Origin of the sequence: Streptomyces sp. NPDC088147, assembly GCF_044741565.1 — a bacterium.
Taxonomy (GTDB): Bacteria; Actinomycetota; Actinomycetes; order Streptomycetales; family Streptomycetaceae; genus Streptomyces.
In genome coordinates, this window is sequence record NZ_JBIUSY010000008.1 from 25,605 (window position 1) to 38,498 (window position 12,894).

Sequence of the window (12,894 nt, forward strand, 5' to 3'; positions counted from 1 at the left end):
CCGAGGTGAACGAGATCCTGCTCCGGAGCCTCACGCCGAGCGTGCTCGGTATCCTCGTCCGCCGCGGAGCCGACTTCGCGGCGGCCGAGGACGCCGTACAGGACGCGCTGGTCGAGGCGGTCCGTGTCTGGCCGGCCGGCCGGCCGCGGGACCCGAAGGGCTGGCTGGTCACCGTGGCCTGGCGCCGGTTCCTCGACGTGACCCGGTCGGACGCCGCCCGCCGTCGGCGTGAGGACCTCATCGACGAGGAGCCGGCGCCCGGCCACGCACCCGCGGTGGACGACACGCTCCAGCTCTACTTCCTGTGCGCCCACCCCTCGCTGACGCCGTCGTCCGCGGTCGCGCTCACGCTCCGCGCCGTCGGCGGGCTCACCACCCGCCAGATCGCCCAGGCCTACCTGGTGCCGGAGGCGACCATGGCCCAGCGCATCAGCCGGGCCAAGCGCACCGTCTCCGGCGTGCGGCTCGACCAGCCCGGTGACGTCGCCACCGTGCTGCGCGTCCTCTATCTGGTCTTCAACGAGGGCTACTCCGGCGATGTCGACCTCGCCACCGAGGCCATCCGGCTCACCCGGCAGCTCGCGGTCGCCATTGACCACCCCGAGGTGGCCGGGCTGCTCGCCCTCATGCTGCTCCACCACGCCCGGCGCGCCGCCAGGACCGCGCCGGACGGCAGCCTGGTGCCGCTCGCCGAGCAGGACCGGCGCCGGTGGGACACCGGGTCGATCGCCGAGGGCGTCGGGATCCTCCAGGCGGCCCTGGCCCGCGACCGGCTGGGCGAGTTCCAGGCCCAGGCCGCCATCGCGGCACTCCATGCCGACGCGCCCACCGCCGAGGAGACCGACTGGGTGCAGATCGTCGAGTGGTACGACGAGCTCGCGCGCCTGACCGACAGCCCGGTTGTCCGGCTCAATCGCGCGGTGGCCGTCGGCGAGGCCGACGGACCGCGCGCCGGTCTGGCGGCGCTCGCGGCGGTGGACGAGTCGCTGCCCCGCCACACCGCGGTGGCGGCGTACCTCCACGAGCGCGACGGCGACGTGGTGACGGCGGCACGGCTGTACGCCGAGGCGGCCCACAAGGCGTCCAACCTCGCCGAACGCGACCATCTGACGCGCCAGGCCGCCCGGCTCAACGAGCGCCGGTGCCCTTGACGGTTCGCGCTCGGATTCCCCAGCGGCACTCGACGCGGGCCGCGTGGCCGGCGCGGTCGCCTGTCCGTGAGCAGGAGGAACGGCGGTACTGGCATCCGGGGGTGGGACGAGCTTCAGACGGTGCCGCTGAAGCGACCGCGGGCGGCTGACCGCTCGGCCGGGTCAATCCGTACCCGGCCTCGGTTGCGCGGTCGGCCGTCCCGATGTTGGGTGAGAGGGACCCCGCCGCTCCGTGAAGACGTCCGCCGGCGGGTCGGCCGACACCCTGGATTCCACCGTCGAATCAAGGTGGTGCACCGTGGACATACCCGATGGGACCGACCACAGCCGTCGTCAGTTCCTCGGCGCGGCGGCCGGAGCCGTTGTCACCGCCCAGATCGGCATGGCAGGTTCGGCGCACGCCGACGCGGGCGGGAAGGAGCCGCCGGTTCCGTCGACGGCACCTACGTCCTTCGGCCCCTTGAAGCAGATCGATGCCGGTGTGCTGAATGTCGGGTACGTCGAGGCGGGTCCCGTCGATGGCCGCGCTGTCGTTCTTCTGCACGGCTGGCCCTACGACATCCACAGTTATGTCGAGGTCGCGCCTTTGCTCGCGGCGGAGGGCTACCGGGTGATCGTCCCCTATCTGCGCGGCCATGGCACGACGCGCTTTCTTTCGCGTACGACGTTCCGGAACGCTCAGCAGTCGGTGTTCGCCGTCGACATCCTGGCCCTGATGGACGCCCTCAAGATCGAGAAGGCGATCCTCGCCGGTTACGACTGGGGATCACGGACAGCCGACATCATCGCGGCGCTCTGGCCGGAGCGCTGCGAGGCGCTGGTCTCCGTGACCGGCTATCTGATCACCAACCGTGAGGCCAACAAGCGGCCGTTGCCGCCGAAGGACGAGTGGGCCTGGTGGTACCAGTTCTACTTCGCCACCGAAAGGGGCGAGCTCGGGCTCGATGAGTACCGGCACGATCTGGGGCGGCTCGTCTGGAAGTTCAACTCCCCGACATGGGACTTCGACGAGGCGACGTACGACCGCACCGCGCGGGCTTTCGACAATCCGGACTATGTCGCGATCGTGATCGACAACTACCGCTGGCGGCTGAGCCTGGCCAAAGGAGACCCTCAATATGACGGACTCGAGAAGCGGCTCGCCGCGGCTCCCGTCATCGGAGTCCCCACGGTCACCCTTGACGGTCAATACGATCCGTTTACTCCCCCCGGGAACGGTGCGTCCTACCGTGACAAGTTCTCGGGGAAATACGCGCATCGCACACTGAAAGTCGGCCACAACGTCCCGCAGGAGGCACCCGAAGCCTTCGCTGAAGCCGTTATCGAAGCGGATGGCTTCTGATCACGCCCTCTGCGCAACTTGCGCATCACGCGGAAGGGAAGAGCTGTTCGCGCACCCACGCAGGATCGGGATTGACGTGCGGCCGGCCCGCCACGAAGACAGTTGGCACGGTCTCATTGCCTTCGTTGGCTGCCCTCACCGCTTCCGCTCCGGCCGGGTCACGCCAGATGTCGACCCAGTGCAACTGCCGGGCGCTACGGCCCAGCCGGACGCGCAGTCGCAGGCAGTACTTGCAGCCCGACCGCCAGTAGACGACCGGTCGGCCGTCGACGGCGCTGCGGCGTTGCGCCTCCAGCGCACTGATCGACCGCGGGAAGACGAGAGGCGAGTTCACGCCTGCGAGCAGCACAAAAACCAGCAGGAGCGCTGCGGCTGAGCCGGGTTTCCCCTCGAAGGCCAGCCCCGTCGCAACGGCCGCGCCGCAGAGCACCAGCAGTATCGGCAGAATCCAAGCGCCCGTCATGATGACGCAGGATATCGGTGAGTCGAGGAGCGTGCTTTCGCTGATCCTCAACAACCAGGGCGGTTCCCACGAACCCGGCGCCCTCGCCGGCATCACGAGCTGACCGTCAGGTGTATCGCGGGCCCTGCCCGGGAGCGTTCAGTCCGGGCGGGGCCTGGCGCACGTACGGCGAGCAGCGACCGTTCGGTCCGCGATCCGTGATCGCTGTCAGTCGTTGACCGGCCTCGTTTCCGGCCGCTCCCGGAACACCCTGCACCACAGTCGCTACGGCAAGGTCAAGCGGCACCGTCCATCCCCATGCCACTGCCCGGCCGACTCCTGGCGCGGAACGCGATGCAGTACGGTCACGCACGATGACGGACGCTGGATGGGGGCCTCCATGAACCGGGACCGGGACGAGACCGCGCGTATCGAGGACGCCGCGCTCACCCGTGCCGCGCAAGCGGGTGACGTCACTGCTCTGGGCCTGCTGCTGGAGCGGCACCGGGCGGGTATGCGCGCGGTGCCGCTGAGCATTCTGGGGCCGGGGCCCGATGTCGACGACGTGGTCCAGGACGCCGCCGTGACCGCGCTCCGCCGCGTGGGCGACGTCCGCGACCCGGCGGCCGTGGGGGCATGGCTGCGGATGATCGTCCGCAACGCCGGCCGTTCCCTGGTGCGGGCCTCCGTCCCCGTCCAGCCGATCGAGGATCTGCACGTGCCTGCCACGGACGCCGGTCCGGAGCGGTGGCTGGAGCAGCACGCGATGCGGAACTGGATCTGGGAGGCCGTCGAAGAGCTGTCCCCGGCGCTGCGCCTGCCCCTGGTGCTGCGTCACTTCAGCACCGGCGTCACGTCCTACGAGCGGATAGCCGACGCCTGCGGGGTCCCTGTCGGCACGGTCCGCAGCCGGCTCAACCAGGGGCGGGCCAAGCTCGCGACAGCCCTCGCGGCCACGGCGGACGCCCCGCACGGCGACACCGCGCGGCGCCTCCGCGCCAGCCGTATCGAGGCGCACGAGACACTGGCCGCCGCGGAGAGCGGACGCTTCGGCGCGTTGATGCGGGAGCGCTGGTCACCCGAGATCGCGCTGCTCAGAGGCAACGTGCCAGTGGGTGACAGGAGCATCCTGGCGCGCGGCATGGAGGGTGACCTCGAGGCCGGTGTACGGCAGCGCCTGGTCCATGCCGTGGCGGGCCGGTCCCTTGTCGTCTGGGAGATGGGCCTGCTCGCCCCCGCCGACGACCCCGGCCACTGTCCGCCCTCGGTCGCCTGGGTCATGACCCTGGACGACGCGGGCCGCCCGCACCGGCTGCGCCTGTCGCACCCCAGGCCGGTGCGGGCCATCCAGGTACTCACCCCCGTGTGACAGGCGTCACATAGCCCCGATCGAACTTCGCTCGTACTCCGGCGTCCTGTCCGTGTCATCGACACCCGACCGGATACGGAGACCCCACCCCATGCCCATCTCTGCGACCGATCCCCTGGCCGCCGGAACGCACACCGTCGAGATCGACGGAGTCGTGCAGCGCTATCACGTCCATGGCACGGGACCGGTGTGCGTCGCGCATTCCGGCGGACCGGGCATCGTCTGGGCATACCTGCGGATGCCCGCGCTGGAGCGGTACCTGACGATCGTGTACCCGGAGCCGATCGGCAGCGGCGCCTCCGGCCGTCTGCCCTCCCACCCCAACGGTTATTCCCGGTCCCGCTACAGCCGGTTCCTCGGAGCCCTGATCGAGCACCTCGGCGTCCCCGAGGTGCACCTTCTGGGCCACTCGCACGGCGGCTTCGTCGCCCAGTACCACGCCCTGCACCACCCCGAGCGCGTCGCCGGGGTGATCCTCTACGAGAGTGCGCCGCTGACCGGTCCCGAACACGGCGCCGAGGCCATGCGTCTGGTCGGGTCGTTCGCGGCGCGCCACGCCGGCCATCCCGGACTCCCCGAGGTCCTGGCCGCTTTCCAGGCCGTCCCCACGATCTCCGACGACGCACAGATGACAGCCGTCGCCCAGGGGCTGTTCCCCGCGTACTTCGCCGACTACTGGGGCAGGGAGGAGGAGTTCGCTCCCCTGCGTGCCTCGGTGCGGGCCGGGCACATCTCCGGACTGGACGAAGCCCTTTCGCCGCTCGTCATCGACGACCGCGCGGACCTCGGCTCACTCACCGTACCGACCCTCGTCGTCGTCGGCCGTCACGACGTCATCTGCGGGGTGCGATGGGCCGAGGAACTGCACCGGCTGATCCCCGGATCCGAACTGCTGATCCTGGAGAACAGCGGGCACTTCGGCCACATCGAGGAGCCGGAGACCTTCTCGCGGGCGGTGACTCGTTTTGTGACCGCCGTCAACTCCCTTGCCGGTTAGGTCATACGACGCGGCCCTCACGAGTGCCGGCCGCGGCACACGCTGACCGAAGTGCCCCTCCGCGACAGCCCGCCTGTTCCCAGGTGGGCTGTCCGCTCCGCCGTTCGGGCGAATCCCTCCTCGATCGCGGCGGTGGCGTGGCCGGCGGCCGGAGGGAGAGCACAACTGCCCCGCTCCCGGGCCGATTAGGATGAGGCGTGAACTCCTGGAGCCACGCTCTCACTCTCTCCTCGGCGAGCGCCTGGGACGAGGTCTTCACCGGCCTCCACGGGGCCGGCCGGATCAGCGTGTCGGATCACGAGGCTCCGTGGAGCGGACGCCTGGAGTGGCAGCAGTCGAAGGTCTACGGCCTCGCCCTCTGCTCCGGCGGCCAGGAAGTGGTGACGAGGGACACCCGGCACATCCGGTCCGATCCCCGGGGCACGTACGAACTCCTCGTACCGCTCGCCGGCTCGGCCTGGGTGGAACAGGGGGCCTCGTCCGCCGAGATCCGGCCCGGCAGCATGGTGTTGTGCGACCTCGACCGCCCGATGACATTCGCACACGACGCGGACTTCCTGTCGATCGCCTTCATCATGTCCGGCCAGGACGTAGCCGTACGCAGCCCGGTCGCGGCCCGGGGGTCGCGACTGCTCAACGGCGCCCGTGGACTGGGCCGGGTCGTCCGGCAGTTGACCACCACCCTGCATGAGGAGCGCGAGCAACTCTCCGAGACCACCTTCGACATCGCCTGCGACCGGCTGCTGGACCTGGTGTGTCTGGCCGCGGAGGGCGGCGACGACATGGCGCCCACAGGGCAGCGGGCGACGGTCGAGGCCGCGATCCGGCGCTACGTACGCCGGCACGCCTGCGACAGGGACCTGGACGTCGTCGGCATCGCGCGGGCGCTCGGCTGGTCCACGCGCTACGTCCAACAGGTGCTGCAGGCGGCCGGCACCACCTCACGCGACCTCATCCGCCGCGAGCGGCTGAACGTCGCCCGAACCCGCCTGGCCGGCGCGAGCTGGGCGACGTACTCGATCGCGGAGATCGCGTATTCCTGCGGCTTCGGCAGTCATGCCTCGTTCGCCACCGCGTTCCGGGAGGAGTTCGGCATGACGCCGCGCGAAGCCAGATACAGCGCCCGGCCCGGGGCCGAGCCGAAGGGCGGCCAGGGCCTTGAAGACCTGCGCTAGCCGTTGGCAGGGCTGAAGTACCGGCGTGGATTGTCGACCAGCATGGTGGTGAGCTGCGCCTCGGTGACGCCGTCCCGGCGCAGCGCCGGGAGCACCTCGTCGTGCAGGTGGGTGTAGTGCCAGTTCGGCGCGATCCGCTCCCGTACGCCGGGCGGGAACCAGTCGATGTGGCATGACGCGTCGTGCGACAGGACCATCCGGTCGGCGAACCCCTCGCGCGCGAGCGTCGCGACGGTCGCCACCCGCTGGTCGCCGGGCAGGAGGATGTCGAGTCCGAAGCGATCCATTCCGACGTACGAGCCGTTGTCGATGAGCCGGTGCAGATAGTCCAGGTCGGTGGTGTCGCCGCTGTGGCCGATGACGACCGCGCCGAGGTCCACGCCCTCGCCGCGCAGGACGTCCTGCGCGGCCAGCCCCGTACGGGCGTGCGCGCTGGTGTGGACCGTGATCGGGGCGCCGGTGCGCAGATGGGCCTGGGCCACCGCTCGCATCACCCGTTCCACACCCGGGGTGAGTTCGTCCTCGACCGCGCACTTCAGGAACGCGGCCCTGACGCCGGTGTCCGCGATCCCCTCGGTGAGTTCACGGACGAACAACTCGGTCATGGACTCGGGGCCGCCGAGCATCGTGCCCGGCCCGTGGAAGCGGAAGGAGTCGGGGATATCGGCCAGTGTGTAGAGGCCGGTGGCCGCGACGATGTGGAGGTCGACCTGTTCATTCACCTGGGCGACGCGCGCGACATTGCGGCCGAGGCCGATGACGGTGGGGTCGACGATGGTGGTGACGCCGGTCGCGGCAAGGGCCTTCAGCCGGGTCACGGCGTCGTTGATGCGTTCCTGCTCGTCCCAGGTCTCCGGCAGGCTCTGCCGGAGTTCCTCGTTGAGGACGAACACATGCTCGTGCATCAGTACGGTGCCGAGGTCATGTGCCGCCACAGGGCCGCGGACGGTCTGTACCTGCGGGGTCGAGGTCATGCGGATCCTTCGATGTACGGCCGGGACGCGCCTGTCGGTCGAGCGGCCCGGGAGTGGTGTTCGGTGTGTTCTCGCGACTCGGTGAACCCCTGCGGCACACCTCCACGGACGTGTGTCACGAGGCGGCGATGCCAGCGGCCTGCCTGATCACGTCGGCCGCGGCGTCCGGCCGGGAGACATGGACCGCGTGGCTGTCGGTGGTTTCGGCAGACGGTGCACGCGTTGCCACCCGGAGCCGTCCACGAATCCCCCGTGGACGAGCACAACGTTCTTCACCGGCCGGGTGCTCATGATTGTTCCTCACTGCGATCGACCTTGAGACGGGCGGGTGGCCGACAGGTATGCCTGGGCCGGTCATCGGGCCGTCACCGCCTGGGCGATGCCGCCGAACCGTCGCCGCGAGAAGTGCCGGCCCCGATGTGCCGATGACTCTTCCAGCACCATGGCGAAGCCGTCTTTCGCGTCGGCGCGCAGTCCTTTCGCGTAGGCGCGATGCTCCCGTGGGGCCTGCCGGGGCGCGTTGCCGGCTGATCGTGCCCTTGCCGCGTGAAAGACAGCGACAAGCCTCCGTCGCCTACGCCGTCATCCATGTCGTCGTCCGTGTCGTCGTCCATGTGCGGATTCCTGAATCATCCGTCCGGGGAGCACAGAAACGAATCTGCCGACGAGGAAGACATGGGGCCGTCCCGGATGTGGCACGGTCCGGACATGAGGATGATGAGCGTCGTGGCCGCGACAGTCGTCGCTGCCGTACTCGTTGCCGTGCCGGTGTCCGACGCGTCGGCGGAGCGGTACTGGAACAAGAAGGTGAAGTGCGAGGAGACCGATCCCGACGGGCGGGTGATCCCCACCCGCCACGGCAACGGCGACCTCGGCTGGAACCACTTCTCCGGCAAGCACAACATCAGGAAATGCCGGATCGTTGACGCGGCCCTGGCCGGAAAAGTGGACAAGAAGAACGGCGGGCGCCTCGAATACCACGGTGTCGCCCTCAACCACGGGAAGCGGGTCGACATCGTGGTCATCGTGCAGTACGCCCGCCGCACAGCCGATGGTGAATACGACGCGGGCAAGGGCAAGAGGATCGGTGTCATCACGGCCTACTGCAAAGGCGTCAACAAGTGCCCGAACTGGATCAACGAGTGAGCGGCCTGTGCGGGGAGACGGTCGAGCAGCAGGCGTACCTCACACGCTTCCTTCTCGACTACACGGTGATGCCCCTTGTCGGCCGGACCTTCCTGCGCGGCGTCCTGCCGACGCGTGAGGCGGTTCGGATCGTGACCGGTGCCGCCGACGCCGAAACGGCGCGGGAACTGGTCGCGTACGAGATCCCGCTGTCGGACGACGATGACGAGCCGGTCACCGCTCCACTGGTACTGGGCTGGACACGAGCACTGGCATCCGGCGGTCTCCCGCGTCCGGACGGGTCCGTGATGGGCATGGCCCTGGTCCGCGTGGACACCGCCGACGTCGAACCCGCCCCGCCGGCTCGCACGGACCGGGCGCTGCGCGTCCTGCGCACACTGGCCTGGCCGTTCGTCGAGACCCCGCCGAACCCGGCGTTGTGCGGTTTCCTCTTCACCGGCCCGGACAGCATGCGGCTCTACCTCGCAGTCGAGGAAGCCGACGGTCTGATCGCGGCGGACGTACGGCTCACCGGTGCGCTGACGGCCCTGCTGGCCGCACTCCCGGCGCTCGTGGGCGAGAAGGAACGCTGGGTGGCGGACAAGGCCGATCCCCACTGTGTCCACGCGGTTGACCTCACCACGTGGTGACGGCCGGCAGGCCGGAACCACGAGCGGCCGGAAGTGTCCGGTGGAGGGGGAGCGGCCATCCGTTCCGCGCAGGACACGGCGAACACATCTGACCAACGGTTCTGAGCGTGCGCGCACTTCGGCGCCAACGACGATGACGTCCCGGCGGTCGCGGATTCCGTGGCTTCGCCGCGTACGTCAACGAGGTGTGCGGGCCGCCCACTTCAGGAAGATGTCGCGGTCATCCGGCCCCCAGGGCACCCTGTTGATGTCAGGAAGCCGGGAAATGGCCATGTCCCGCAGCTTCATCATGAAGTGGTAGAGAAGGGTGCCCGACGCTCTCCGCATTCACCACGACCGTGGTCCAGCTGTCGGGGGCGTCGAGCGTGGATGTCTCCCCGGATACGGTCAGTTGGTGCCACGACTCATACGATTCGCTCCATCTGAGAGCTGCTGTCAGCAGCGCGTCGATGTGTGTCCTGCTGACAAGTAGCTCGCTCATACGACGACTCCTCGGCCGGGGAAACTCCACTGCGGAGACTTCGGAGACTTCTATCAGCCGGGACCGACATCGCTTTCCAATCCGTCATGGGTGGGGCCCCGCCGGTGGCGGCAAAGCCTGCCTATACGGACCGGTCGGCGTGTGTGCGTTCATAGTGGCGGGCGACCCGCGCGCGGTTGCCGCAGATGTTGCTGGTGCACCACTTGCGCCGCTTGTTCTCGGCGAGGAAGAGCATCGAGCAGGCCGGATTGGCGCAGCGGCGCAGGAGCCGGAGCCGTTCGGGGTCGGCGAGCAGCCCGATGGCCTCCGCGGCGATGGCGGCCAGCGCCGCGTTCCCGCCGTATTCGGTGTGCCAGCGCTCCTCGCGGTGGATGCCGTCCGCCGTCACGACCAGCCGAGGGCTCATGGGAGCCGCGGACGCGGCGGCGTTGAGATCGTCCACCGAATGGGGCCGGGCGTCGCGGGCTTCCAGACGGGCGTCCAGGACGTCGCGGATCGCGGTGCGCAGCCGGCGTGTGGCCGCGGCGTCGGGAACTGGGCCGGGCGGCAGGCTTCCGGATTGCAGCGCCCACCAGGTCGCGAAGGCGTCCGGGGTGCCGATGAGGTCCGTGGCCGGTTCCGTGACCGTCATCAATGTGTCGGCCAGGTCCAGCGCGACGAGTGGTTCGCCGCCCATGGGGAACCCCGCGCCCTGTAGCTCCTCTACACCCACTCGAATGCTCACGTTGCCACTGTATCCATTAGCCATCCATGAACCCCCGAAAGGATACCAGGAGTGCAGACTCGGGCACCCTGAGTGAGAACGGGTTCGGATGCCTGTCCTTGCGAGGCGCGCCTAATGGTTCTACGGTTGATTTATCCGTTAATCGCGAGCCCGTAGTAGGGGCCTCCGATGAAAGGAACCGGTCATGGGACTCGCATGGCAACAGGGACCGCACTCCCCCACGGCGCTCGGGAGGTTCCTCACCCCCGAGCCCCTGCCGGAGAGGCTGCTCTTCGCGGAGCGGCTGCGCCGCCGCATGAGGGTGAGATTCGGCGGGGAGTGGATCGCGGACAGCGAGGACGTCGTCGTACTGCACGAGCCGGGACGGTATCCGGTCGCCTACTTCTCGCTGTCGTCGGTGCGTCCCGGCGTGCTGGTGGCCGACGGGCACACCACCCGGCACCGTGAGCTCGGCGAGACGTCCTGGTTCACGGCGAACGCCGCGGGCCATCGCGCTGAACGCGCGGCGTGGCAGTTCACGGCGCTGCCCGCGTACGCCGGCGAGTTGGAGGGGCGTGCCGCCTTCGCGTGGCCGGCCATGGACGCCTTCTACGAGGAGGACGAGCGGATCCTCGGGCACGCGGCGGACCCGTACCACCGCATCGACATCCGCGACACGTCCCGCACCATGGAGGTGCGCTCGGGGGACACACTGATCGCGCGGACCACCCGGCCCGTGGTGCTGTACGAATCGGGGTTCGCACCGCGGTGGTACGTGCCGCGCGAGGACATCCGGGAGAAGGAGCTGACCCCGGTCGAGGGCCGGACGTTCTGCCCCTACAAGGGACTGGCCGATTACTACGACATCGGTGAGTCCAGGCGGGCGGCGTGGTCGTACCGCGATGCCTACGCCGAGGTCGGGCGGGTCGGCGACCTGGTCTCGTTCGAGCCCGACAAGGTCGAGGTCCACCTCGACGGTGAGCGGCTGCGCCTCGAGCCGGGTCAGCAGGTGGTGCCCCACGGGGCCGACCGGAGTCTGGGAACCGAAGAGGTCCTCACCCGCTGAAGAAGAGGTCCTCACCCTGAAGAAGAGGTCCTCACCGCTGAAACCGAATGGGCCATGAACGGCGGCGGGGCCGCCCGGTGGTGGGCCCCGGCGTCGGACGGATCAAGCGAAGGAGCGCATGATGACTGGTTCTCTGCAGGGCGAGAGGGTCCTTGTGGTCGGGCGCGGGAGCGGTATCGCGCGGGCGATTGTCGGCGCGGCGGCGGCCGAGGGGGCCCAGGTGGTCGCCGCAGGACGTAACCGCGAGGCACTTGAGGCCGCGTACAAGGGCACGTCCGTGTCCGTGAAGGGTGTCGACCTTACGGACGAGGGCGCGATCGCGGATCTGGCCGACGACGTGGGCAGCGTCCATCACGTGGTGTCCACCGCGTCGGCGAGGGCCCGCGGCGCCCTCGGGGAGTTGAGCCCGGAGGCGATCCTGCTGTCCTTCCACACGAAGGTCGTGGGTCCGATCATGCTGGCCAAGCACTTCGCGCCCAGGATGCCGCGGACAGGGTCGCTCGTGTTCTTCTCCGGGGTGGCCGCTCTTGAGCCGGATCCCGGGTATCTCGGGGTGGCGGCGACGAACGGCTCGGTGAACGTGGTGATCCGTTCACTGGCCGTGGAACTGGCCCCACTGCGGGTGAACGCCATCTCCCCGGGGACCGTCGACACCGGAGCGTGGGACGGGCTGGGCGGGAAGAAGGACGCCTTCCTGGAGAAGCTGTCCGCGGCCAACCCCGCACGCCGGATCGGCACGCCCGAGGACATCGCCCAGGCCGTGGTCTTCGCCATGACCAACACGTTCATGACGGGCGTCAGCCTGGCGGTCGACGGAGGGCAGCCGCTTGTGTGAGCGGCCGGGTCCTGTTCCGCCGGGTCCTGTTCCCGGCGGGGTCGGGGCTCTCACCGGAGTCCCGGGCCGTCGCGGCAGTGCGCGAAGCCAGGACGTACCCGCGCCCCGGGCCACGGCGGGATCGCCGGTGCCGGAGGCGGACAGGCTATTCCTCGCGTTCGAGCTCGGCGCGGGCGCGCTCGGTATCGAGGTCCTGCTGCGCGGCACGGTAGATGTCGCCGGCCAGCTTACGGGCGGCCTGGGGGTCGTCCGCCGACGAGACCGTCCGGATCCGGTCGGCCCACTCGTCCATGCTGCGAGGGGTTTCGGGATTCTTACTCACATAACCTTTGTACCTTTCGGTGAGTTTCTCTGCCTCTCGTGGCGAAGGACGGCCCCGGACGGCGCGACGCACGGAGCCCGGGGCATCCAAGGTTCCCGGTCATCCCCGGTTCGGATGGGAAGCCGGGCGCTGATCAGCCGGACCACTAAACTTGATGATCTGGTGGACGGCGGCCTCCTCTCGGCCGGGACGTCCGGTCAACGCGGGGCAGGACATCCGACCGGGCCAAGATGTCCGATCGATTCGAGCAACATCAGGCGAC

At 69.5% G+C, this 12,894-nt stretch carries 14 protein-coding genes; 9 read left to right on the forward strand and 5 right to left on the reverse strand.

The genetic code is table 11. The features are described 5' to 3' along the window. Positions 1-5 precede the first annotated feature (5 nt). Together ACIOGX_RS26395 and ACIOGX_RS26400 are read left to right on the forward strand one after the other, a co-directional pair. Positions 6-1,151, forward strand: a complete 1,146-nt coding sequence (locus tag ACIOGX_RS26395) for an RNA polymerase sigma factor (RefSeq protein ID WP_401917543.1) — start codon at positions 6-8, stop codon at positions 1,149-1,151. 298 nt (positions 1,152-1,449) lie between these two features. Next, the gene (locus tag ACIOGX_RS26400; protein WP_401916757.1) at positions 1,450-2,493 is read left to right on the forward strand and encodes an alpha/beta fold hydrolase; all 1,044 of its coding nucleotides are present in this window, start codon (positions 1,450-1,452) and stop codon (positions 2,491-2,493) included. Between the two features lie 25 nt (positions 2,494-2,518). Here the strand turns inward: ACIOGX_RS26400 and ACIOGX_RS26405 are convergent, their stop codons facing one another. Next, positions 2,519-2,956 carry a glutaredoxin domain-containing protein gene (locus tag ACIOGX_RS26405; protein WP_401916760.1) on the reverse strand — a complete coding sequence of 146 codons (438 nt, stop codon included), beginning with the start codon at positions 2,954-2,956 and terminating at the stop codon, positions 2,519-2,521. A gap of 379 nt (positions 2,957-3,335) precedes the next feature. On the opposite strand from ACIOGX_RS26405, the gene ACIOGX_RS26410 reads away from it, so the two are divergent. The 3 genes from ACIOGX_RS26410 to ACIOGX_RS26420 all read left to right on the forward strand — a co-directional run bounded on the left by ACIOGX_RS26410 (position 3,336) and on the right by ACIOGX_RS26420 (position 6,476). After that, positions 3,336-4,304, forward strand: a complete 969-nt coding sequence (locus tag ACIOGX_RS26410) for an RNA polymerase sigma factor (RefSeq protein WP_401916763.1) — start codon at positions 3,336-3,338, stop codon at positions 4,302-4,304. Between the two features lie 91 nt (positions 4,305-4,395). Next, positions 4,396-5,301 carry an alpha/beta fold hydrolase gene (locus tag ACIOGX_RS26415; RefSeq protein WP_401916766.1) on the forward strand — a complete coding sequence of 302 codons (906 nt, stop codon included), beginning with the start codon at positions 4,396-4,398 and terminating at the stop codon, positions 5,299-5,301. Between the two features lie 197 nt (positions 5,302-5,498). After that, positions 5,499-6,476, forward strand: coding sequence for an AraC family transcriptional regulator (locus ACIOGX_RS26420; RefSeq protein ID WP_401916769.1), 978 nt, complete (start codon positions 5,499-5,501; stop codon positions 6,474-6,476). Here the strand turns inward: ACIOGX_RS26420 and ACIOGX_RS26425 are convergent. Continuing rightward, complete coding sequence (locus ACIOGX_RS26425; RefSeq protein WP_401916772.1) at positions 6,473-7,450, reverse strand: phosphotriesterase; 978 nt, start codon at positions 7,448-7,450, stop codon at positions 6,473-6,475. The genes ACIOGX_RS26420 and ACIOGX_RS26425 overlap by 4 nt on opposite strands. Before the next feature lie 708 nt (positions 7,451-8,158). On the opposite strand from ACIOGX_RS26425, the gene ACIOGX_RS26430 reads away from it, so the two are divergent. Together ACIOGX_RS26430 and ACIOGX_RS26435 are read left to right on the forward strand one after the other, a co-directional pair. Then, positions 8,159-8,596, forward strand: coding sequence for a hypothetical protein (locus ACIOGX_RS26430; protein ID WP_401916775.1), 438 nt, complete (start codon positions 8,159-8,161; stop codon positions 8,594-8,596). Then, on the forward strand, positions 8,572-9,225 hold the full coding sequence (locus tag ACIOGX_RS26435) for a hypothetical protein (RefSeq protein ID WP_401916778.1): 654 nt from the start codon (positions 8,572-8,574) through the stop codon (positions 9,223-9,225). The genes ACIOGX_RS26430 and ACIOGX_RS26435 overlap by 25 nt, the downstream gene beginning before the upstream one ends. Before the next feature lie 177 nt (positions 9,226-9,402). Here the strand turns inward: ACIOGX_RS26435 and ACIOGX_RS26440 are convergent, their stop codons facing one another. Together ACIOGX_RS26440 and ACIOGX_RS26445 are read right to left on the reverse strand one after the other, a co-directional pair. Beyond that, on the reverse strand, positions 9,403-9,552 hold the full coding sequence (locus ACIOGX_RS26440; protein WP_356513707.1) for a hypothetical protein: 150 nt from the start codon (positions 9,550-9,552) through the stop codon (positions 9,403-9,405). 275 nt (positions 9,553-9,827) lie between these two features. Beyond that, complete coding sequence (locus ACIOGX_RS26445) at positions 9,828-10,430, reverse strand: ABATE domain-containing protein (protein WP_356513705.1); 603 nt, start codon at positions 10,428-10,430, stop codon at positions 9,828-9,830. A 184-nt stretch (positions 10,431-10,614) separates the two neighbouring features. Here ACIOGX_RS26445 and ACIOGX_RS26450 point away from each other — a divergent pair, with 184 nt between their 5' ends. Both ACIOGX_RS26450 and ACIOGX_RS26455 read left to right on the forward strand, forming a co-directional pair. Then, a complete protein-coding gene (locus tag ACIOGX_RS26450; protein ID WP_401916782.1) occupies positions 10,615-11,475 on the forward strand; it encodes a DUF427 domain-containing protein in 861 nt (286 codons plus the stop codon). A gap of 121 nt (positions 11,476-11,596) precedes the next feature. Continuing rightward, positions 11,597-12,310: an SDR family oxidoreductase gene (locus ACIOGX_RS26455; RefSeq protein WP_401916785.1), complete on the forward strand. Its 714-nt coding sequence runs from the start codon at positions 11,597-11,599 to the stop codon at positions 12,308-12,310. 145 nt (positions 12,311-12,455) lie between these two features. On the opposite strand, the gene ACIOGX_RS26460 is transcribed toward ACIOGX_RS26455, so the two are convergent. Beyond that, positions 12,456-12,632, reverse strand: a complete 177-nt coding sequence (locus tag ACIOGX_RS26460) for a hypothetical protein (protein WP_356513699.1) — start codon at positions 12,630-12,632, stop codon at positions 12,456-12,458. Positions 12,633-12,894 lie beyond the last annotated feature (262 nt).